Below are 22,948 nucleotides of genomic sequence, written 5' to 3'. Positions count from 1 at the left end.
CCCGCCGGGGAGGACGGGCGGCAAACGGGCTCGGACACCCCACGGCGGTGTCCGCGGCGGACGCTCCAAGATCTGTGGGGTGGAGACGGGCAGCCAGGGGTGACCGTCAGAAGGAGTAGAAGGCGCTCTCGGCCGCGTCCTTCAGGCAGGTGTTGCCGAAGGTCTCGACGTGGTGGACGCGTGCCCCGCGTAAGACTCCCTCAACGGTCACGGTGACGGGATCCCACTGCTTGGTACACGCCCGACCGGGTGCGGGAGCGCTCAGCGCGGCGAAGTCGCCCTGTACGGCGTTGAGTTCGGCGCAGGCCGCCCGGGGGGCCGGATGCGTGCCGGCGACGGGAAGACAGGACAACGTCACGGCCCGCTGCACGGCGGTGTCGTGTTCGGCGATGCCCCGGTGGACCGAGAGGACCAACGCGGTCGGTGCGTAGGGGCTCACGGTACTCGGGTGCGGAGCGCCGCTCCTGTCGGCGGCCTGCGCGGCGGGAGTGAAAGTCAGCCCGGTCAGGGCGACAGCGGAAGCAAGGGCCATTCCTGCGAGGATGCGCATGGAAATCACCTTTCCCTTCGTGAGGGTGAGGTCGGCTGGGAACGGCGTCAGTCTTGCCGCACAGCCCATGCGTCCGCACATCGGCCCGACGGAATTCGGAAGCTCACCCCTTTCCATCACGGATGAAAGGCCGAGGCCCCCGCCGCGCGCCGTTCTCGGACGGTACGAAAAACTCGGCGCGAAGACGCCATGAAGTAGTGGAAATTGGCCAGGGACAGGCACAATCACGCCGAGGTCACCGGGCAGCCGGACACCGGAGGGGCGGGACAGATGCCGCGCCCGGGTTTCGCAGTTCGGTCAGGGCGTGGAGTGGCGGGGAACGGCATCTGGGCCATGTCCACTCTCTGATCTCTGACCGATGGCCCCGTCGAGGGCGGCGTCCTGCAACTCCAGTGGTTTTCCGTTACGCAATGGCGGGGCGATCCGGCCCGCGTGCGCGGAAGACGCAAGGCCGGCGTATGAGCGGGGGATTTTGGGAGAAGCGGGGCCGTATCGCTGGCGTATCGGAAAACGCATACGACATCGCAACGGTGACTCCCCTTTGTACGGAGACACGGATTCCGACAACCGGCACCCCGCCCCCCCCCACGCCAGAGGCGCTGAGGGGCCGCCTGGAAACTTTGCCACGCTTCCTGACCGCACAAGGTCAGGGAACCGGAAGAACCTGGAGGAGCGAACAATGAGGTCACTTCTTCGACCGGCCGCTTGTCCGCTGGCCGGGAGCAGCGCCACCGCGGTCCTCCTCTTGGGCTCTGCCGCCACCGCCCAGGCCGGCGCACTCTGCCCGCCGTGCCCCGGCGGCTGTGCTCAGACGGTGCCGGACGGCTTCCAGGTTTCCGCCGCCCCGCAACAGCGAGTTCGCCCCGCGGCGCTCCGGCGGCTGCATCCAGTGGGCACCTGTCACACCTGCCGCGGGCACCGAGGGCAACTGGGAGCCCCACTGAGGCCGCTCCGTCCGCTCAGACCCGTCAGCTTTCCGGGGCACGGCCCTGGCGCGTTGCCGGCGGTGCGAGTGAGCACCCTGTCCGTGCGGGCTGCCACTGCCATCAGACGGACACGAACCCGAGGGCTCCCGGCAGGCGGTCCTCCAGCTCCGTGAGGCGTGCGGCATGCGGGGCGATCACCGCGTACCGCCAGGAATGGCCGTCCGCGGGCTCGTCCGCGTAGAGGACGACACCCGCGCCGTGTGCGGGGTCGAAGGCGAGGCGGTGTGCCGCCAGCCGTTCGAGAGCCTCCGGGAGTCCGAAGCGGTGCCGCGCCCTGCCCTTGCCGAGCGCCCACGTCGGGTGCGCGGGGCCCGACGCCGCCGTCAGGCGGGTGACCATGGCGTAGGGCGTGGTGGTGGCGGTACGGCGGATGTTGCTCTCACTCGCGTACAGCCGTCCGTCCTCCGTCACCAGGGCGTCCAGGCTGAAGGGCCCGGCGTAGCCGTACTGTGCCAGGTGCCCGCCCAGTTTCGTCCCCCACTCCTCCAGCTCGTCGGCCAGGTGCGCCCACTGCGGCGGGAGCGGGGAGAGGTAGCCCGTGAAGGACCCCTGCACCGTGCGCATCGCCCCGTGGAACACGGCACGGGTGCCCTCGGCCGTGTTCTCCAGTTGGATGCTGACCGATGCCGCCACGTCGAGGCACTCCTCCACCACCCACAGGCCCTCGGCGCCGCCCACGGCCGCCAGGGGCTCGTCGGCCCACCGCCGGTCCTCCCGTCCGACGAAGCGCAGTCCGTGTCCCCCGGCGGAACGGTCGGGTTTGACCACCACCCGTGGGTACTTCTCCAGGAGGCCGGACACGGTGGCGGGGGTCTCCGCCCGCCGGCAGACGTCCCCGGCGGGCAGCCGCATGCCCAACTGCCCTGCCACGTCGCGGAATCCCGCTTTGGTGTTCAGCAGCATGGTGACCTCCAGGGCGGCCCCGGCGGCGTCCACCGTCGGGAACGGGTGCACCGTGACCCCGATCTCTCGTGCGAACCCGATGGCGGAGGCGTCCAGGGCGGTGGGCAGCAGAACCGTACCGGGCGCGTCGGCGAGCGCCCGCACGCGCTCGGTCAGTTCGGCCTCGCGCACCGCCTGGGCCAGCGGCACGGCCCCGGCCGGGGGTACGTCCAGCACCGTCACTGACGCGGGCGGCATGCGCAGAAGCGCACAGGCGTAGGTCATGAACGCCTCGCTGAGCGGCAGGGGCGTCACCAGTACGTCTCCCGGCCGCAGGGTCCAGATCTTCCGGGGTGCCTGCTGGGCCCAGTGGGCCAGTGCCTCGCTCTCACCGAGGTCCACCGCGAGATCGGACAGGAAGTTCGCGAAGACCACTCGGGGTGTCGCATGGACATCGTTCACCGCAGTGCCTCTTCCAATTCGTGGGGGGGGGGAAGACGTGCCGCTTCGCTCCGGTTCCATCGGCTCCACGGTTGACGCACGCCGGAAGTCAGGGACGGAGTGTGCGGTCCTATTGTTCCCGCGTGCTCAGGCGGCCGCTCCCCGCGACACCGCGCCACCTCGCCCCGTACTTCCGCTCATCATCATGTCCGGCGGCCCGAAAGGGCACTGCCGACGCACGCAAGAGGGCCGGATCGGTCGCGGGCGCGGGGCCACCGGTCGGCAAAGCACGTGGGTGGACGATGCTCTGCGCTAGGGGGTGTGAGCTCTGTCAGTCGGTCCCGCGCGCCCTCCCGCCCTGCGGACGGGACGGGGCCGGCCGATGGCGCTCGCGAAGCTCCGCGCACACCTCGGGGACGACGCCACCACGCCGGGGAAGGGGCATCGTCGGCTGGGACGACGTCGTCCACCTGCGAGAGCTGACCGAAGCGCGGGGTCACGAGACCGACGACCAGTCGTCGGTCCGGGAGTACCGCCAGCTCCTCCAGCAGTTGCTCGGCCGCCTTACGCGCGGGGGCCAGGCGTGGTTCCTCGGGACCGGCGTACGGACCGAGGACCTTCACGGCGGCGACGAGCGTCACCGGCCTGCCGTCCTGGGACACCAGAAAGCCGCGCCGTTCGCTGCGGAGGCGCTCCGCCGGACGGGATACCGCAGAGCTGGACGGAGCCGCCGTGTTTCGGGGTGGCGAAGTCGACGGTGCACCGCCGCTTCACGATCTGGTCGAGAGCCGGTGTCTGGGGCCGGCTCCACGAAGCGGTGGTGCACCGCCTCGATGACGCCGGCCTCATCGATGTCTCCCGTATGGTGCTGGACTCGGCGCACGCGCGGGCAAAAAAAGGGGGGGGCGAACACACAGGTCCGAGCCCCGTGGACCGGGGCAGGCCGGGTTCCAAGATGCACGTCCTGTCGGACGCGAACGGACTGCCCCTGGTCGTCGGCCGCTCCGCCGCGAACGTCCACGACAGCCTCGCACTGAAGCCCATGGTCGCCGGTCACCAAACGCGACACGATCCCCACCGGGGCCGCTACTTCAAGCCCCGGCGACTGCATGCGGACAAAGCCTATGACATACCCTACCTGCGGAAATAGTTATGGGCAAGCACATTGGCGTCCGCATCGCCCGCAAGGGCATCGACTCCAGCGAACGGTGAGGACGCCGGAGGTGGGTGATCGAGCGCACGATGTCGTGGCTGACCGGACACCGCAGGCTCAGCCCACGCTACGAACGCAAACCCTCCAGCCACCTGGCCTTCCTCGGTCCCGCCGCAGTCCTCTGCTGCTACAAACGCCCCGTCCGACTCACCACACAGGACGCCGTCCTAGAAGATCTCCACAGTTCGAGGGGATTGACACCCGTACCCGAAGCCGCACCTGGACCGGCTCCCTGTCGCGCCCTGTCGCGCGACGAACTCCGGATCTACTGCGATGTCGACAACAGTTCATTTCGCACTGTGAATAAAAGGGTCCGGTACTGAATTCCGGTGGCCCCGGCCGCTTCATTCTGTCACTGTCAGGATGTCGGCCGCCCGGCGGCCGAAGCGCTACCGGAATCCGCTTATTCGTCACGGAGGCATCGAATGTCCGAAGATGAGCAGCGCGCCTACTCCGTCGTCCGGAACGGAGAGGAGCAGTATTCGGTCTGGCCTGCGGACCGAGAGGTCCCCCAGGGCTGGCAGGTGGCAGGATTGTCCGGTTCGAAAGCGGAATGCCTGACGTACATAGAAGAGCACTGGAATGACATGCGCCCCCTGAGCCTGCGGGGGCAGTGAGGGCCTGAGGGACGGGAGTGGCGCAGTCGTGGTCGGAGCCGACCGCCCCGCCGGGGGTGTTCGCTGCAGCCCATGGGCGGGCGGTTGGCACGGCCGTCACCTGCGGTGGTTTCATCAAGAAACACTGCCGTCACATTCGTGGCACGATTCCAGCCCGCCGTGTTACGGTCATCGGTGAAATTTCGGATCGGGATATGTACGGGGGTGACGTTCTCTCCCATGGCTGGCGCTGTAGGATTAGCAGGCTTCCTGGAACGATTGAATTGGTCGCCGGAGCGACTTGCGCGTGAAATCAATCGGCTCTGTGGCGACGGCACAGTCAGTGCCAAAGCCCCATATCATTGGCTGCGCGGTACGTATCCGCGCCGAGAAATTCCTGAAGCCGTTGCCCAGGTCCTGTCGCAGCACCTGAAGGAGACGGTCGACATCGCTTCCGTATGGCCACAGTCACGCCCGAACGGAGCCGCGCCGGTCGTCACCGCGTCGCGCGAGCCCCGGGAGCCGGGTCTGACGCCACTCCTCAAGGACTCGTGCAGCTCGGCCCGGCTGGTGCAGGACGCCTCCGAGACCAACGCCGACGACTCGACCCTGGAGCAGCTGAGGCGCGAACTGAGCAGCATCTCCAGTTCCTATCTGCACGTGCCGCCCAGCTCGCTGGTCTATCGCGCCGTGATGCTGCGCGACCGGCTGGCACGGCTGCTCCAGGGACGGCAGAAGCCGGCACAGCGGCGCGTGCTCCTGTCGCTGGGCGCCAAGTCCTGTGCACTGCTGGCCTGGATGTCGGACGATCTGGGCGACGGCAACGCCGCGTACAACCAGGCGCTGGCCGCCTGGGACCTGGCGGATCTCGCGGACGACAACGAGGCCCGGCGCTGGGTGCGCGTGGTGCAGTCCAGGCAGTCCTACTGGTCACGGAACTTCGTGGAGTCGGCCGAGCGTGCCGTCGACGGCACGACCTGGCCCTCCAGTGACGGGCTCGATGTCTTCCTCAAGCTGATGGCCGCCCGGTCGTGGGCGGCGGCAGGCTTTACCGACCGGGCCCTGGAAGCGCTGCGCGAGTGGGAGCAGGCAGGGGAGGGCGACGCCGTCGGCAGTTGCATCGGCCTCTTCTCCCTCCAGCACGACCGGCAGCGCTACCTCGCCGGGTCCACCCTGCTGACGCTGGGCGAACCCGAGTGGGCCCTGCGGGAGTTGACCGCCTCGCTGGACTGGGCCGGGCGGCTCCCCGCGGGCCAGAGCTTCTACGCCGTGGACGTGCTGGCCAGGGTCGACCTGATGCGGGCCCGGTTACGGCTCGACGACCTGGGAGAGGCGCGCGAAATCCTGGAGCCCGTCTTCGCCCTGGAGCCGGACAAGCTGATCAACATGGTCATGCTCACGTTGCGCAACGCGGCGGCCGAACTGCGCCGCGACGCGGCCGGCGGCAACGGCGGGAGCACACGGGAGAAGGGCGACGAATCGGCCCGCCGGAACCGCACTGCGGCCGTTCATGAAATCGCGGACAGGATCGACGATTTCCTCGGATCGGTTCTCGAAGTGTCTCGTCTGGCACAGCTGGAGGGCTGAGCGAACCGGCCTGTTCAGACGGCCTCGGACAAAGTGTCTCGAACAAAGAGCAGCGATACGGGCACCCGCTCCCAAGGAGCGGGTGCCCGATTTTCGTATGCGTGTCCGGGGAAGCGGTGTTCACCAGCGGCTCTACCGGTCAAGTTGACCAATCTGACTGCGTTCTCACGAAGTTGACCCCGGATCCGCTTTCCGGCCACGGTGCCGCCCTATTGACTGAGGGAGGAACTTCAACCGGTGGTCCCGGAGGGGAGCGGAGAATCATGGATCGGGTTCTGCTGACGACAAAGGACGACTTCTCGCACGAGCACATTCTCGCGGTGGTCAAGAAGGAATACTTTGCCGTCCTGGTGAAGGACTTCTGCAGCCCGGAGAGCCTCAAGCGGGCACAGGAGGAACTTTCCTCCTACCGTGCCCGCGAACAGTCCACTGTGGACAGCGACTTCTGGCGCCTGGGGTTCCCCTATTCCGAGATCACCGACGAGGCGACACGGCGCAAGTACCACGACGAAGCTCAGCCTTCGATGGCCAGGCTGCGGAAAATTTTCGCTCCTTACGCCTCCCCGGAAGACGAATTGCGGCTGACCCTCGACGAGCGCTGGCCGTCCGGTGCCGAACTCATGCGCGTGAACGGTGAGAAGTGCTTCGTCGGCGTGGCCCGGTTCCAGGGGAACAACGTGGATCTCGTACCGCACAGCGACCGGGTGGAGCGGTTCCTGCCCGAGGGCTATCAGGCCCGTCTGCAGGCACAGCTGTCCACCAACATCTATGTGGACATTCCGGACGTGGGCGGCGAGCTCGAAATGTGGGACATCGAGCTCGACGAGGAGGAGTACCAGCGCCGGGTCGGCGACCGCGCCTACGGAATCGACCGCGCCGAACTCCCCGAGCCCACCGTGGTGGTGAAGCCCGAACCGGGAGACCTGGCGCTCCTGAACCCGCGGCTGATCCACGCCGTACGGCCGTCGAGCGACGCCACCCGCATCACGATAGGCAGCTTCATCGGCTACCTCGGTGAGGACCGGCCGCTCGTCTACTGGAGCTGACCGGAGCCACGGATCCCCGCCACACCCCCTCGTGCCGCCGGTCCGGCGGTGCGCGGCCTCGCCACGTGATTTCAGGGATGGGAAATGCGAATTCCAGCTCAAGACGCGCAGGAAGCACGTTTCTCGCTTTCGCGCGCCCAGCACGAGACGTGGCTGGCACACCAACTGAACCCCGGTGGCCAGGGCCTGCGCATCGGCGAGTACCTGGAGCTCCACGGCTCCCTCGACATCGGGATCTTCGAGTCGGCGCTCCGCGAGGCGGTCGCCGAGGCGGAGCCGCTCCACGTGAGGTTCGGCGACGAGGCATCGGGCGAGGGGGAGCCCGGAGGCGACAGGCCGGGAGAGGCCGGCGAGTACGGCCACGGCGGCGGGCTCCGGCAGTGGATCACTCAGCAGAGCGACTGGGCCCTCCCGGTCGTCGATCTCCGCGCGGAGCCCGATCCGCTCCGCGCGGCCCGTGCCTGGATGCGCGCCGACCTGGACAGGCCGCTGGACCCGGCCCAACAGCCCTTGTTCTCCTACGCGTTGCTCCTGCTGGAAACGGGCAGGACCCTCTGGTACCAGGGGCCGCACCGCCTCGTCATGGACGAGCGGGCGATGTCGCTCCTCGCCGCCCGGGTGGCCGCGCTGTACACGGCGCGGCTCACGGGTCTCGACGCGCGGCCCACGCCGTTCGGTCCGCTGCGCACGCTCGTCGACAGCGACCACGCGTACCAGAACTCCCCGGCCGCAGAGGCCGACCGGCGCTACTGGCAGAGCCGGCTGGCGGGCCTGCCGGAGCCCGTGCGGCTGCCGGAGGAGCACGCGGACCCCGAAGACCTCTGGCACACCGGCACGTTCGAAGTGCCCGGCGACACCTCCGGTACTCGGCAGGCCGATCCCTCCGACCCGGCACCCGGCGCTCAGCACACGGACCCCACCGACCTGGTGACCGCGGCCCTGGCCGGCTATCTGCACCGGCTCACCGGTCGCGGCGACCTCGTGGTCGGCCTGTCGCTGCCCGCCCGCCCCGACGACACTCTCGACCGCGTGCCGGGCCCCGTCGCCAACGTGCTGCCGCTCCGGCTGTCCGTACGGTCCGACACCGCCCTCGCCGACCTCGTGCAGCAGGTGTCCGAGCGGGCCCGCGAGGCCCGTGCGCATCAGCGTCGCCGCGGTGAGGACATCGCCCGCGACCTCTCGCTGCGCGGCGGCACCAGGGACTTCACAGGGATCACCGTGCGGAGCGCACCGGAGGCATCCCCTCTGCGGTTCGGGCAGGTCGAGGCCACGGCGCACCAGGTGCCAGGACGCGACCGCGCCGATCTGGCCGTCGTCGTCCGGCCGTCCCCCGCAGCGGGGGCGCCGACCGTGGTCGAGCTGACCTCCTCAGGGGGACGCGCCGTACTCGACGCGCACCTGGACCGGCTCCGCCGCGTCGTCCGCGCCTTCGCCGCTCCGCACGCGCCGTCGCTGACGCTGGCAGACCTCGACCTGCTGGCCGAGGGTGAGCGGGAGCGGCTGCTGGTCGAATGGAACGGGCCGACGGCACACGTGCCGGAGACCTCTGTGGTGGACCGGTTCGCGGCGCAGGCCCTGCGGACGCCGGACGCGGACGCGGTGGTCTTCGGCGAACTGCGGGTTTCGTACGGGGAGCTGGACGTGGCATCGGACCGGCTCGCGCAGCTGCTCGCGGCGCGTGGGGTGGGCCCGGAGTCCGTTGTGGGCCTGGTGCTGCCGCGCTCCGTCGACATGGTGGTCGCGCTGCTCGCCGTACTGAAGGCGGGCGGGGCGTACCTGCCGGTGGACCCGGAGTACCCGGCCGAGCGCGTCGCGTACGTGCTGGGCGACGCGGCCCCCGCACTCGTACTCTCCACCACCGGTTCGGCCGCGCCGTTCGGTGCGCGCTCCCGCGGCTGGCTGTTGCTGGACGACCCCTCGACGATGCCCGAACCGGCCTCCGCACCCGCAGACGCGTCAGCCGCGCGGCCCGCGATACGTCCCGCGATACAGCCTCAGCATCCCGCGTACGTCATCTACACCTCGGGCTCGTCCGGCCGACCCAAGGGAGTTGTCGTCCCGCACGCCGGGCTGCCCAACCTGATCAGCGCTCAGGCGGACCGGCTCGGCGTCCGCCCGGAGAGCCGGGTCCTGCAGTTCGCGTCGCCGAGCTTCGACGCGTCCGTGTCCGACATGTTCGTGGCCCTCTGCTCGGGGGCGACGCTGGTCGTGGCCCCGGTGGAGCGGCTGCTGCCAGGGCCGGCCCTGACCGAGACGGTTCGACGGTACGGGGTGACGCATCTGAAACTGCCGCCGACCGCGCTCGCCGCCATGCCGCAGGACGGCCTCCCGGCCGGACTCACCCTGTCCGTCGCCGGAGAGCCGAGCACCAGAAGCCTGGTGGCCCAGTGGGCTCCGGGCCGCAGGCTCGTCAACATCTACGGCCCCACCGAGGCGACCGTGTGCGCCACGATGAGCGAGCCCCTCAGCGGCGACGACCCGTGGGAGGTGCCGCCGATCGGGCGTCCGCTGCCCAACACCTCGGCGTTCGTGCTGGATGCGGAGCTGTCGCCGCTGCCGGTGGGTGTTCCCGGTGAGCTGTTCCTGGCGGGGCCGGGTCTGGCCCGCGGCTACCTGGGGCGTCCCGCGCTCACTGCTGAACGCTTTCTGCCGAATCCGTTCGGTGTCGGGGAACGCATGTACCGCACCGGCGACCTCGTGCGCTGGACCAGCGAGGGGACGCTTGAGTACCTCGGACGCGGCGACGACCAGGTCAAGATCCGTGGGTTCCGCATCGAGCTCGGCGAGGTCGAGACCGCACTCGCCGCCGCCCCCGGAGTCGCCCGCGCCGCGGTCGCGACCCATGCCGACGCGTTCGGGGCCCAGCAGCTCACCGGCTACGTCGTACCGGACGGGAACACCACTGTGGACCCGACCGCGGTGCGCGACCGGCTGCGCGGCGAACTGCCCGCATTCATGGTGCCCGCCGCGGTGCTCGTCCTGGACGGGCTGCCGCTCACACCCAACGGCAAACTGGACCGGCGTGCCCTGCCCGCCCCGGCGTTCGGCGGCCCGTCGGGCGGCCCCAGGACTCCCGTGGAAGAAGTCGTCGCCGGGCTGTTCGGACAGGTGCTCGGACTGGACGACGTGAGCATCGAGGAGAGCTTCTTCGACCTGGGCGGCCACTCACTGTCCGCGACCCGGTTGGCCGCGCGGATCCGCTCCGTCTTCGGGCTCGAACTGGGCCTCAGGGAGCTCTTCGAGGCACCCACGGTGGCCGCGCTCGCCCGGCGGCTGTCCGGGGCACGGACCGCGAGGCCCGCGCTGCGCGGCGGAGCCCGCCCCGACGTACTGCCGCTGTCCTTCGCGCAGGCCAGGCTCTGGTTCCTGTACCGCGTGGAGGGCCCCTCCCCGACGTACAACATCTCCTCGGCGATCCGGCTCTCCGGCGCGCTGGATGTGCAGGCACTCACCGCGGCGCTGGGTGACGTCGTCGAGCGGCACGAGAGCCTGCGCACCGTCTTCCCCGACGTGGACGGCGTTCCGCGCCAGGAGATCCGCACCGGCGAGGACGCCCGACCCGACGTGACCTTCCGGACGGTGCGCGAGGAGGATCTCGACGCGCGGATGCGCGAGGCCGCCCGGCATGCCTTCCGGCTCGACGAGGAACTCCCCGTCCGGGGCTGGCTGTACGAGGTCGAAGGCCCCGAGCCGCATCACGTGCTTCTGCTGATGCTGCATCACATCACCGGCGACGGCTGGTCGATGGGCAAACTGTGGCGCGATCTCGCGGAGGCCTACACCGCCAGGCGGGCCGGCGCCGCACCGGGCTGGCCACCGCTGCCCGTGCAGTACGCCGACTACGCGCTCTGGCAGCGCGAACTGCTCGGCGACCCCCAGGACCGCTCCAGCCTGATCTCGCAACAACTCGGCTACTGGCAAAAGCATTTGGCAGGGCTCCCGGACCGCATCGACCTGCCCACCGACCGGCCGCACCCCGCCGTCATGTCCCACCGGGGCGAGACCTTCACCGTCCGGTTCGACTCCGAACTGCACGACAAGCTGGCCCAGTTGGCCCGTGCGTCGGACGCGAGCCTGTTCATGGTGGTACATGCGGGCCTCGCCGCCCTGCTCTCCCGGCTCGGCGCGGGGGACGACATTCCCGTCGGCGGGCCCACCGCCGGCCGGCTGGACGAGAGCCTGGACGACCTCGTGGGCTTCTTCGTCAACACCATGGTGCTGCGCGCCGACACCTCCGGCCGGCCCTCGTTCCGCGAACTGGTGGCACGGGTCCGCGAAACGGACCTGGACGCCTTCGCCCACCAGGACCTCCCCTTCGAGCGCGTCGTGGAGGCCGTCAACCCCACCCGCTCGCTGGCCCACCACCCGCTCTTCCAGGTCAGCCTGGCCTGGCAGATCACCCGCGGCGAGCTGACCATGCCCGGCCTCGACGTGACGCCGCTCCTGGTCGACAACGGCACCTCCAAGTTCGACCTGGTGATGCACTTCTTCGAGCACCGCACCGAGGACGGCGACCCCCAGGGCCTCGAAGGACACGTCGAGTTCAACCTGGACGTCTTCGACCGGGCGACCGCCGAGGGGATCGCCGACCGGCTGGAGCGACTGCTGCGCGCCGCAGTCGAGGCCCCCGACCTCGCCCTCGACCGGATCGACCTGCTCGCCGACGGGGAACGGCAGCAGCTGCTGACCGACTGGAACGGGCCGGCGGTCGCGCCGCCGCCCGACACGATCGCCGACCGGTTCGCCGCCCGCGCGGCCGACGACCCCGGCGCGGACGCGGTGGTGTTCGGCGACCTGTGCGTCTCGTACGGGGAGCTGGACGCCGCATCGGACCGGCTCGCGCGACTGCTCGCTTCGCGGGGTGTGGGCCCGGAGTCCGTGGTCGGTCTGGTGCTGCCGCGCTCCGTCGACATGTTCGTCGCGGTACTGGCCGTACTGAAGGCGGGCGGGGCGTATCTGCCGGTGGACCCGGAGTACCCGGCCGAGCGCGTCGCGTACGTGCTGGGCGACGCGGCGCCCGCACTCGTACTCTCCAGCACCGGGCAGGCCGCGCGGTTCGAGGAACTGAGCGCGTCCTGGACCCTGCTGGACGCGCCGGGCACCGTGACCGAGCTGGAGTCCACGGCCTTGGCGTCACCGGACTCGGAGCCCCGGGACCGTACGACCGCTTTCGAGCGGCCCGCCGTACACCCGGAGCAGCCCGCCTACGTCATCTACACCTCGGGCTCCACGGGCCGGCCCAAGGGTGTGGTCCTGCCGCACGGCGCCCTCGACAACCTCCTCGCCGCGCTGTCGGACCGCTTCGCCCTGGACGCGGACGACCGCTGGCTGGCGATCACCACCTTCGCCTTCGACATCGCGACGGTCGAACTGCTGCTGCCGCTGACCTGCGGCGCCGCGGTCGTACTCGCCGACCGTGACACCGTACGGGACCCGCAGGCGCTCGCGAAGGAGATCGCCTCGCACGACGTGACGCATCTGCAGGCCACCCCGTCCCTGTGGAAGGCCCTGGTGCACGAGGCGCCCACCAGCCTGACCGGACTGACCGGGCTGACCGGCGGCGAGGCGCTGCCCACCGAGCTCGCCCAGGACCTGTGCGCGCTCGGCGTACGACTGAGCAACCTCTACGGGCCCACCGAGACCACCATCTACTCCACGGGCGGCGAGGTCCGCCCCGACAGCCCGGTCACCATCGGGCGTCCGCTGCCCAACACCCGGGCGTTCGTGCTGGATGCGGAGCTGTCACCGGTGCCGGTGGGTGTTCCCGGTGAGCTGTTCCTGGCGGGGGCCGGTCTGGCCCGCGGTTATCTGGGGCGTCCCGCGCTCACCGCTGAACGCTTCCTGCCGAATCCGTTCGGTGTCGGGGAACGCATGTACCGCACCGGTGATCTCGTGCGCTGGACCGCCGAGGGGACGCTTGAGTACCTCGGACGCGGCGACGACCAGGTCAAGATCCGTGGGTTCCGCATCGAGCTCGGCGAGGTCGAGTCCGTACTCGCCGCCGCCCCCGGAGTCGCCCGCGCCGTCGTCGCACCGCGCGCCGATGCCCTCGGCGCCCAGCAGCTCATCGGCTACGTCGTACCCGCCAAGGACACTGAGGCGGAGGACGAGCTGCGCGCCCAGCAGCTTGGCGACTGGGAGCAGATCTGGAACGACGTCTACCGGGCGGCCGACACAGGAGCCCTCGGCGAGGACTTCTCCGGCTGGAACTCCAGCTACGACGAGGCGCCCATCCCGCTGGACGAGATGGCCGAATGGCTCGACCGCACCGTCACCGCCATCGGCGAACTGCGGCCCCGACGGATCCTGGAGATCGGCGTCGGCAGCGGACTGCTGCTGTCCCGCCTGGCGGGGGAGTGCGACGAGTACTGGGGCACCGACCTCTCCAAGGAGGTCGTCGCGGCGCTCGGCGCCAAGGTCTCCGCCGACCCGGCGCTCCGCGACCGGGTACGGCTGCATACCGCGCCCGCCGACGACCTCTCCGCCCTCCCGCAGGGCCACTTCGACACCGTCGTGCTGAACTCCGTCGTCCAGTACTTCCCCAGCGGCGCCTACCTCGCCGAAGTCCTGCGCAACGTGACCGCCCTGCTCACCCCGGGCGGCACCGTCTTCGTCGGCGACGTCCGCAACCTGCACCTGGCCCGCACCTTCCACGGCGCGACCCAACTGCACCGCCTCAGCGGCGCCACGACACCGGCCGAAGCCCGGCACGCGATCGAACAGCGCGCCCTGCGGGAGAACGAACTGCTGGTCGCCCCCGAGTTCTTCGCCGCGCTCAGCCACGACGCACCCGAGTTCGCCGCCGCCGACATCGCCCTCAAGCGGGGCTGGTACGACAACGAGCTGTCCCGCTACCGCTACGACGTCGTCCTGCACACCGCACCCCCGCGGACCGTGCCCGCCGAGTCCCTGCCCGTACTGCGCTGGGGCCACGACGTGGGCTCCGCCGAGCAGTTGGAGCAGCGGCTGCGCACCCTGCCGTCGGCCGTACGGGTCACCGGCGTCCCCAACCGGCGGCTGGCGGCGGACGTCCGTACCGTACGCGCGCTGGAAGCCGGGCACACGAGGGGCGACGTCCTGGAACCGTCCGCCTCCGCGGCTCCCGCCACGGTGGTGCCGGAAAGCCTGCACCGGCTGGGTGAACAGCTCGGACGGCCGGTGACCACCCTGTGGTCGCAGGAGGGCGCCGACCTGTTCGACGCGGTCTTCCTTGCGGCGGACGCTGCGTCCTCCCCCGTTGTCGTGACCGCACCGCGCCCCGTCGGCGACCCGGCCTCCTTCAGCAACAACCCCGCCGCCTCCCGCGACGTCGGGCAACTGGGCACGGTCGCGCGCGAGTTCGTCCGGCTGCGGCTGCCCGACTACATGGTGCCCGCCTCGGTGGTGGTGCTCGACGCCATGCCGATGACCGCCAACGGGAAGGTCGACCGCAAGGCGCTGCCCGCCCCGGTGTTCCACGCCGGCAGCGGGTCCCGGCGGCCGCGCACCCCGGTGGAGGAGGTGCTGACCGGGCTGTTCGCCGAGGTGCTCGGCCTGCCCTCGGTCGGTGTGGAGGACAACTTCTTCGACCTCGGCGGGCACTCCCTGCTGGCCACCCGGCTGGTGGAGAAGGTGCGCTCGGCCTTCGGCGCCGAACTGAGGGTGCGCGCACTGTTCGAAGCGCCGACCCCTGCCGGACTCGCCCGCCGGGTCGGCTCGGAGGACGACGGGGGCGGGCTCGACGTGCTGTTCCCGCTGCGCGCCAAGGGCGAACTGCCGCCGCTCTTCTGCGTCCATCCACTGGGCGGCCTCGGCTGGTCCTACGCAGGGCTGCTGCCGTACGTCGACCGGCGCCGACCGGTGTACGCGCTGCAGGCCCGCGGTGTCGCCGAACCCGGCATCCGTCCCGGCTCGATCGCCGAGATCGCGGCCGACTACGTCGCGCAGATCCGCATGCTCCAGCCGTCCGGGCCCTATCACCTCCTCGGCTGGTCCTTCGGCGGGATCGTCGCGCAGACCATGGCGGCCCAGCTGCACGACGCGGGGGAGCGCGTGGACCTCCTCGCCGTCGTCGACATCGGACCGTACCCGCGCGAGCGGGGCCACGAGCCCATCGACCGCGACGTGCTGCACCTGCTGTGCGAGGCGGTCGGCGTGGACACGGCGGAACTGCCGGAAGGAGTGACGGGCCCCGAGGGCGTCGCCGAGGCGATCAAGGCGGGCGGCTCACTCGCCGACGCCCTGCCCGCGCAGCGCGAACTCCTCGCCCTCGTGGACGTCATCAGGCACCACTTCCGGCTGCGGCAGGAGTTCGAGCCGAGCAGGTACGCAGGAGACCTGCTGCTCTTCCGGTCGGTGACCGACGCCCCGGGAACGGCCGGTGCGCCAGAGGTCCGGCTGCTCGATCGGGAGTGGGAGCCCTACGTCGCCGGACACATCGCGCAGCACGACGTGGCCCGGCCGCACAGCGAGCTGATGCGGCCGCAGGCGCTGAAGGTGATCGGGCCGGTCCTCGCCGAGGCGCTGGACCGGCTCGGGCCGCCGGCCTGACCGGGCTGCGGCACGCAAACCAACGACATCGAGAGACGAGAGAGCAACCGTGTGCGGGAATGGGGCGGCGTGATCACTGAGACCAACCGGAAGTGGTGGGTGCTGGTAGGCGTCAGCACGCTGAGCTTTTTGGGCTGTATCGACCTGACGATCGTGAACACGGCCGCACCGGCCATCCGCCAGGAGCTGGACGCGGACGTCGCCCAACTCCAGCTGATCGTCAACATCTTCATCGTCGCGCTGTCCATGTTCATGGTGACGGCCGGCCGGCTCTCCGACCTGTTCGGCAGGCGGAAGGTGCTCTACATCGGAGCCGGGCTGTTCGGCCTCGCCTCGCTCGGCGCGGGACTGGCCACGGAGATCGAGTGGCTGATCGCCTTCCGCTTCCTCCAGGGAGCGGCCTGCGCGGTGCTGTACACCAGCTCCAGCACCATCGTCTCGGACGCCTTCCCCGAGGAGCAGCGGGGCCGGGCCATCGGCGCGCTGTTCGGCGTCAACGGCGTCGGCCTCGCGGTCGGGCCGATGCTCGGCGGATTCATCGTCGGCTGGCTGGACTGGCACTGGGTGTTCTGGATCAATGTGCCGCTCACCGCCGTGGCACTGCTGATCTGCGCCTTCAGCGTCCGTGAATCGCGCGGCGGCGAGGACGGCGCACGGATCGACTGGCCGGGTCTTGTCCTCGTCGGGCTCGCACTGTCCGGGCTGATCTTCGGGCTGACCTTCAACGACACCTTCGGATGGGGTTCCTGGCAGGTGCTCGGACCGCTCGGCGTCGGGGTCGTCGCCCTGGTGCTGTTCGTCGTGGTGGAGCGGAAGGCCGAGTTCCCGATCGTCCGCTTCGAGCTGTTCCGCAACCGGCTGTTCGTCAGCGCCCTGTCGGCGGACTTCGCGCTGGCGTTCTTCTACACCCTCGCGCTGTTCCTGATGCCGCTGTACCTGAGCTGGGTACGGGACTACGGCGAGCTCACCATCGGGCTGATGATGCTGCCGACCACGGCGACGATGGCGATCGCCTCACCGTTCGTGGGGCGGCTCGTCGAGCGGGTCGGGCCGAGGCCGCTGCTGTCCTTCGGTTTCGCCGCCTTCGCGCTGTCGGCTCTCTGCCAGTCGATGCTGAAGCCCGACAGCAGCCTCGGGTTCGTCGTCCTCTCGTTCGCGCTGATGGGCATCGGCTGGGCATTCGTCCTGGGCCCGGCCGCGGTGGCAGCCCTCTCGTCGGTGCCCGACCGGATGGCCGGGCTCGCGGTCGGCTCCACCTGGACCTTCCACAACTTCGGCGGCGCCGTCGGCCTCGCCGTGGGCATGACCGTCTACCGCTCCTCCGCCGAGGGCTCCCTGGTCGAGAACCTGACCGCCCGGGGCGTGGAGACCGGCTCGTGGACCAAGGAGGCCGTCACCAACCCCGACGCGGCGCTCGTCCTGCTCAAGGAGCACGGCTCGATCACCGGCAAGGAGGCCGACGATCTCCTGGACTCGCTCTTCTCCGCGGGCGATCAGGCCGCGATGTGGCTGCTGGCCGGCACCTCGCTGGCCGCGCTGCTGGTCATCCTGCTGCTCGGCCGCGGCCGTGGTGGCGGCGCTTCCACCGAGCAGGGGCCCGGTGCCGCCGACGTACCCCAGCAGTCAGCAGGCGCCGGGCACGCCGCGGTGCCCGAGGCCGAGCCGGACGTAAGGACACCACGATGAGCGGACTGAGCACACTCACCCCACCACAGCACCAGGAGACCCCGGAACCGGTCGTTCCGCTGCGGCACTACGGGCGGTGGGCCGCGATACTGGCAGCGCTGCTGGTCCTCCTCGTGGTGATCAGGTCGGTGGTCACCAACCGCAACTTCGACTGGCCCGTGGTGTGGCGCTACTTCACCGCCCAGAGCGTGCTGGACGGCCTCGTCCTCACGCTGTGGCTGACCGCGGTGACCGTCGTCGTCGGCTTCCTGCTGGGCGCCGTGCTCGCCACCATGCGGCTCTCCCGCAACCCGGTGCTGGCATCGCTGAGCTGGGGATACGTCTGGCTGTTCCGGTCCACGCCGCTCCTCGTGCAGCTGCTGTTCTGGTTCAACATCGGCGCGCTGTATCCGACGCTGACACTCGGGCTGCCCTTCGGCGGCCCCACCTTCCACACCTTGGACATGGTCAATCTGATCGGGCCCACGGCGGCCGCGGTGATCGGGCTGACGCTGCACGAGGCCGCGTACGCCGCGGAGATCATCAGGGGCGGCCTGCTCTCCGTGGAGCACGGCCAGACGGAGGCGTCCCAGGCGCTCGGCCTGAGCAGGTTCCGCACCTTCCGGAAAATCGTGCTGCCCCAGGCGATGCGCTCGATCATCCCCGCCGCGGGCAACATGCTGATCGGCACGCTCAAGGGAACCTCCATGGTGAGCGTGCTCGCCGTCGAGGACCTCCTCTACGCCACGCAGCTCATCTACAACCGCAACTACCAGATCATTCCGCTGCTGATGGTGGCCACGGTCTGGTACGTCGTCGTGACGAGCGTGCTGTCCGCCGTCCAGTACTACGTGGAACGCCACTACGCCCGGGGCAGCGTCCGCCGGGCAGCCGGAAAGGCGGCCCGATGAACGCGCCAGGCACACCCACGGACGCCGCGGTCCCCATGGTCCGGGTCCGCGGCCTGACCAAGCGGTACGGCACCGTCCCGGTGCTGAACGGAATCGACCTGGACGTCCTGCGCGGCGAGGTGACCTGCGTCATCGGCCCCTCGGGCTCCGGCAAGAGCACCTTGCTGCGCTGCCTGAACCACCTGGAGCGGATCGACGCGGGCACCGTGGAGATCGACGGCCGGCTGATCGGCCACCGCCGCCGCAACGGCAAGCTCCACGAGCTGAAGGAGTCCGCCATCGCACGCCGCAGGGCCGACATCGGCATGGTGTTCCAGAGCTTCCACCTGTTCCCGCACCTGACGGTGCTGGAGAACCTCGTCGAAGCCCCGACGGCAGTGCGGAAACTGTCCCAGCAGGACGCCGAACGCACCGCGGGCGACCTGCTGGAGCGGGTCGGCCTCGCCGGACGGCAGGACGCGTACCCGCGCCACCTCTCCGGCGGCCAGCAACAGCGCATCGCGATAGCCCGCGCACTGGCGATGGAGCCCAAACTGATGCTCTTCGACGAGCCCACCAGCGCCCTCGACCCCGAACTCGTCGGCGAGGTCCTGGACGTGATGCGCGACCTCGCCGCCAGCGGGATGACCATGGTCGTCGTCACCCACGAGATGGCGTTCGCCCGGCAGGCCGCCGACACGGTCGTACTCCTGGACTCCGGTGAGGTCGTCGAGAGCGGACCGCCGGAACAGGTACTCGTCGATCCGCGCGAGGCCAGGACGAGGGAGTTCCTCGCCCGGGTCCTTGAGCACACCCCCGCCGGCCGGGAGGCGAGGTGACCATGCCGCCCTCCTGGAGGTCCCGCACCCGTACGAGACTGGCCCTGGGCCTGTGCGCGTTGCTGACCGCGACCGCGTGCGGCACCTCCGGGGCACAGCTGCCCGGCGAGATCGACCCCTCGCAGGACGTGCTGTCCAAGGTGTCGCGCGTCGACGCCATCGCGGCGCAGCTCCCCGCGGCCGTTCGCGCGTCGGGCCGCATCAAGGTCGCGACCGCGGCCAAGGGCAGCGCACCCGTCCGCTACTACACGGAGGACACCAAGGAACTGGTCGGCGTCGAGATCGACCTGCAGAAGGCCGTGGGCAAGGTGCTGGGCGTCCGGATGGAGAGCGAGGACGCCACCTTCGACCAGATCATCCCGGCGATCAGGTCCGGGCGCTACGACATCGGGCAGGGCAACTTCGGAGTGACCGAGGAACGCAAGAAGCAGGCCGACTTCGTCACGTACTACGACGACGGATTCGGTTTCCTGGTACGGGCCCAGCGCAAACAGCCGCCCGTCCGCGAGGTGTCGGACCTCTGCGGGCTGCGGGTCGGCACCAACGCGGGAACCAGCTTCGAGGAGCTGCTGCACAACAACGCCTCGAAGTGCGCGGCGAAGGGCAAGGACAGCTACCGCGTCTCCGTGTACCGGGGCACCGCCGACAGCATGCTGGCGCTGTCCCAGAACAAGATGGACGTCCTGGTCCTGTCCAGCGTGTTCCTCCAGTACGCCGCCGAACGCCAGCCGCACCGGCTCACCTACGTCAACAAGATCTACAACGAGCACATCGGCTTCCTGCTGAAGGCCGGATCCCCGCTCACCAAGCCCCTGCAGCTCGCCACCCAGGAACTCATGGAAAGCGGCGTCTACCAGCAGATCATGAAGAAGTGGGGGCTCGAATCGGCGATGATCGACAGGTCGCTCGTGAACCCCCCGGGGCTGAAGTGACCCCGAAGAAGTCCGGGGCTCTCCGCGTCCGCGACCGGCACTCCCCGCCCCGGGCGGTGCGCAGGTCGCTCGTCGCCAGCGTCGTGGGCAACGCCCTGGAGTGGTACGACTGGAACGTCTACGCGGTCTTCGCCACGTTCCTCGCGTCGGCCCTCTTCGACAAGTCCGATCCGCTGTCGGCGCTGCTGAGCACGTTCGCCGTGTTCGCGGTCGGCTTCGTGACCCGCCCGCTCGGCGGCGTGCTGTTCGGCGCGCTGGCCGACCGGATCGGGCGACGGGCGGTGCTCGTCGCCACGATGCTGCTGACGGCGGCCAGCAGCCTGGTCGTCGGCCTGACACCGGGTTACGACAGCATCGGCGTCTGGTCCTCGGTGCTCCTGCTCCTCGCCCGGCTCGCCCAAGGGCTCGGGCACGGCGGCGAGTCCGCAGCCGCCTTCGCGTACGTGTCGGAACTGGCCCCACCCGCCCGGCGCGGCCTGTGGTCGAGCTCGGTCTTCACCGGTGTCTCCGCGGGCACCCTGCTGGCCACCGGCCTGGGCGCGGTCCTGACGGCCGTGCTCCCCACCGAAGCCCTCGCCTCGTGGGGGTGGCGGGTCCCCTTCGTGGTCGGCGGGCTGCTCGGCGTGTTCGCCCTCCACCTGCGGCGCACCGCAGTGGAGAGCGACGTGTTCGAGGAACAACAGTCCGCGGACGGCGGCGGCACGGCGGCGGCCGAGCGGGCGGCCTGGCCCCGGCGCAGACTGATCGGCGCCGGACTCCGCATAGTGATCATCACCGCCAGCATCGGGGTCATGTACTACTCCTGGATCGTCTTCGGCGCCGGCAACGCCGTGAGCCGGCACGGGATGCCCGCCAACGAGGCCTTCACGGCGGGATTCGCGGCCCAGTTCATCGGGCTCCTGAGCCTGCCGCTCTGGGGCCGCCTCTCCGACCGGTACGGGCGCAGACCCCTGGCGCTCGGCTATGCGCTGGGCTGTGCGGTGTTCGCCTTCCCGATCACGCTGATGGTCGGCGCCGAGCCGGAGACACTGTTCGCCTCGGAACTGTCCGCCGTACTGCTGTGGGCCATGATGGCCGCCATCTACCCGGCCCTGGTCTCGGAGATGCTGCCGACGAGTTTCCGCAGCAAGGGCATAGGCATCGCGACCTCCCTGGCGAACACGGTGTTCGGCGGCAGCGCACCCTATCTCGGCCAACTGCTGGAGAACGCCGGCCTGTCCTGGATCTTCACCCTGTACGCCACCGTGCTGTGCCTGCTGAGCGCGGTCGCTGCACTGACGATGCGCGAGACACGGGGAATCGACCTGGCCGGCATGAAGTGATCCGTTCCACCGGGGCTCCGCACCACTGAACTGCCCACAGCTGAAAGGCCTGCTCATGACTGATCCCGTCACCGCCGCCACCGAACCCCCCGCCGACCCGGAGGTGCCCGACGTACGGGCCCTGGGCGCCCGGCTGAGCAACTGGGGCCGCTGGGGCGCCGACGACGAACGCGGCACCACCAACCTGATCACCCCCGCCCGCATCGTCGAGGCGGCGAAGCTGGTCCGTACCGGCGAGGTGTTCGACCTCGGGATCCCCCTCGACTCCGACGGCCCGCAACCCGGCGGGTTCCGCGTCAACCCGATCCGGCTGATGTCCGAGAACGGTCAGGAGCAGGAACTGCCGGGCGGCCTGACCTGGGCGGACGACTACGTCTTCATGCCGCTGCAGGCCGGCAGCCAGTACGACGCGCTGTCCCACATCCACTACGACGGCCGGCTCTACAACGGTCACCCCAGCCGGGACGTGACGAGCAAGGGCGCTCAGCGCTGCGGCATCCACACCCAGGCCAACGGCATCACCGGCCGCGGTGTGCTGCTCGACATCGCAGGCCTGAACGGCGTCGACTGGCTGCCCGGGGGCCACCTCATCTCCCCGGCCGACCTGGAGGAGGCCGAACGGGCCCACGGCGTCACGGTGGGCCCCGGTGACATCCTGTTGCTGCGCACCGGCTGGTGGCGGAAGTTCACCTCCGACCGAGACGCGACGGCGTTCATGGACACCGAACCCGGTCTCGGCCTGGCCTGCGCCGAGTGGCTGCGGGACCGGGACGTCGCGGTGGTCGGCGCCGACAACCACGCGATCGAGGTGGTGCCGGGCGAGAACAAGGCGGGCATGTTCGAACTGCACATGGTGCTGATCCGGGACATGGGCGTCACGCTGGCGGAGATCCTGGACCTGGAAGCCCTGGCGGCGTCCTGCGCGGCAGACGGCGTCTACGAATTCCTCTACGCGGGATCACCACTGAAGTTCACCCGCGCGGTGGGCTCGCCGATCAACCCCCTGGCCATCAAGTAGCCGCCCCGGGAGAGCGACGGCCGGGACGAGCCGGGCCTCGACGGGCCCGGGAATGCGCAGGACGCCGCCTCCCGCACCCCTGCACAGGATTTCCGGGGGCTCCTTGCGTACGGGCGCGCGGAACGCGGCATCCAGTGCCTTGAGGTCCTCGTCGGTGAGGCTGATGCCGAGGGCGGCGTGGTTGTCCTCCACGTGCGCCACCGTCGAAGCTCTGGGAATGGCGATGACGTCGTCGCGCCGCAGCACCCGGGCGAGCGCCTCCCGGTCACCATGCCGACGTCGGCCACCGCCTTGCGGCCGCGACGGAGCCTCCGGCACCACCAGCTGGAACAACTCCCACAACTCGTCCGGCACCAGCCGCTCAACGATCCCCACCACGACCAACACTTCACCGGGCTAGCCAGATGAGATGATCTCTTAGTCGTACGCCCCGAAGGGTGCCCGGCAGGGAA

General features: G+C 70.2%; 13 protein-coding genes and 1 pseudogene. 11 read left to right on the top strand and 3 right to left on the bottom strand.

Annotated elements, in window-relative coordinates; genetic code table 11:
- Window positions 1–106 precede the first annotated feature (106 nt).
- Both ACZ56L_RS26615 and ACZ56L_RS26610 read right to left on the bottom strand, forming a co-directional pair.
- On the bottom strand, window positions 107–550 hold the full coding sequence (locus ACZ56L_RS26615; RefSeq protein WP_471066794.1) for an SSI family serine proteinase inhibitor: 444 nt from the start codon (window positions 548–550) through the stop codon (window positions 107–109).
- Window positions 551–1,596: 1,046 nt separating this feature from the next.
- The gene (locus ACZ56L_RS26610; RefSeq protein ID WP_471066792.1) at window positions 1,597–2,880 is read right to left on the bottom strand and encodes a preATP grasp domain-containing protein; all 1,284 of its coding nucleotides are present in this window, start codon (window positions 2,878–2,880) and stop codon (window positions 1,597–1,599) included.
- A gap of 706 nt (window positions 2,881–3,586) precedes the next feature.
- Between ACZ56L_RS26610 and ACZ56L_RS26605 the strand changes: the two are divergent.
- The 11 genes and pseudogenes from ACZ56L_RS26605 to ACZ56L_RS26555 all read left to right on the top strand — a co-directional run.
- Window positions 3,587–4,227 (top strand): annotated as a pseudogene (locus ACZ56L_RS26605) (IS5 family transposase); the annotation flags it as partial.
- A gap of 270 nt (window positions 4,228–4,497) precedes the next feature.
- Window positions 4,498–4,689 carry an MbtH family protein gene (locus tag ACZ56L_RS26600; protein WP_471066790.1) on the top strand — a complete coding sequence of 64 codons (192 nt, stop codon included), beginning with the start codon at window positions 4,498–4,500 and terminating at the stop codon, window positions 4,687–4,689.
- 549 nt (window positions 4,690–5,238) lie between these two features.
- Complete coding sequence (locus ACZ56L_RS26595) at window positions 5,239–6,255, top strand: hypothetical protein (RefSeq protein ID WP_345226185.1); 1,017 nt, start codon at window positions 5,239–5,241, stop codon at window positions 6,253–6,255.
- A gap of 263 nt (window positions 6,256–6,518) precedes the next feature.
- Window positions 6,519–7,301, top strand: a complete 783-nt coding sequence (locus tag ACZ56L_RS26590) for a 2OG-Fe(II)-dependent halogenase WelO5 family protein (protein ID WP_401761662.1) — start codon at window positions 6,519–6,521, stop codon at window positions 7,299–7,301.
- Window positions 7,302–7,385: 84 nt separating this feature from the next.
- Window positions 7,386–15,830 carry an amino acid adenylation domain-containing protein gene (locus tag ACZ56L_RS26585; protein WP_471066788.1) on the top strand — a complete coding sequence of 2,815 codons (8,445 nt, stop codon included), beginning with the start codon at window positions 7,386–7,388 and terminating at the stop codon, window positions 15,828–15,830.
- Window positions 15,831–15,899: 69 nt separating this feature from the next.
- Entirely contained in the window at window positions 15,900–17,516 is a 1,617-nt protein-coding gene (locus ACZ56L_RS26580; protein WP_471066786.1) for an MFS transporter, read from the top strand.
- Window positions 17,513–18,406 (top strand): amino acid ABC transporter permease, encoded by an 894-nt coding sequence (locus ACZ56L_RS26575; RefSeq protein ID WP_468692119.1) that lies wholly within the window; start codon window positions 17,513–17,515, stop codon window positions 18,404–18,406. The genes ACZ56L_RS26580 and ACZ56L_RS26575 overlap by 4 nt, the downstream gene beginning before the upstream one ends.
- Complete coding sequence (locus ACZ56L_RS26570) at window positions 18,403–19,224, top strand: amino acid ABC transporter ATP-binding protein (protein ID WP_471066783.1); 822 nt, start codon at window positions 18,403–18,405, stop codon at window positions 19,222–19,224. The genes ACZ56L_RS26575 and ACZ56L_RS26570 overlap by 4 nt, the downstream gene beginning before the upstream one ends.
- Before the next feature lie 2 nt (window positions 19,225–19,226).
- Window positions 19,227–20,156, top strand: a complete 930-nt coding sequence (locus ACZ56L_RS26565; RefSeq protein ID WP_468692163.1) for an ABC transporter substrate-binding protein — start codon at window positions 19,227–19,229, stop codon at window positions 20,154–20,156.
- The gene (locus ACZ56L_RS26560) at window positions 20,153–21,478 is read left to right on the top strand and encodes an MFS transporter (RefSeq protein ID WP_471066781.1); all 1,326 of its coding nucleotides are present in this window, start codon (window positions 20,153–20,155) and stop codon (window positions 21,476–21,478) included. The genes ACZ56L_RS26565 and ACZ56L_RS26560 overlap by 4 nt, the downstream gene beginning before the upstream one ends.
- A 55-nt stretch (window positions 21,479–21,533) precedes the next feature.
- Window positions 21,534–22,496, top strand: coding sequence for a cyclase family protein (locus ACZ56L_RS26555; protein WP_345226201.1), 963 nt, complete (start codon window positions 21,534–21,536; stop codon window positions 22,494–22,496).
- On the opposite strand, the gene ACZ56L_RS26550 is transcribed toward ACZ56L_RS26555, so the two are convergent.
- Window positions 22,437–22,883 carry a hypothetical protein gene (locus ACZ56L_RS26550; RefSeq protein ID WP_471066779.1) on the bottom strand — a complete coding sequence of 149 codons (447 nt, stop codon included), beginning with the start codon at window positions 22,881–22,883 and terminating at the stop codon, window positions 22,437–22,439. The two genes, ACZ56L_RS26555 and ACZ56L_RS26550, sit on opposite strands and share 60 nt — an antisense overlap.
- Window positions 22,884–22,948 lie beyond the last annotated feature (65 nt).

The sequence above is a fragment of the Streptomyces sp. NPDC039736 genome (assembly GCF_055596485.1).
The sequence above is the reverse complement of the archived record's forward strand: the minus strand, read 5'-3'. Positions and strand labels throughout refer to the sequence as shown.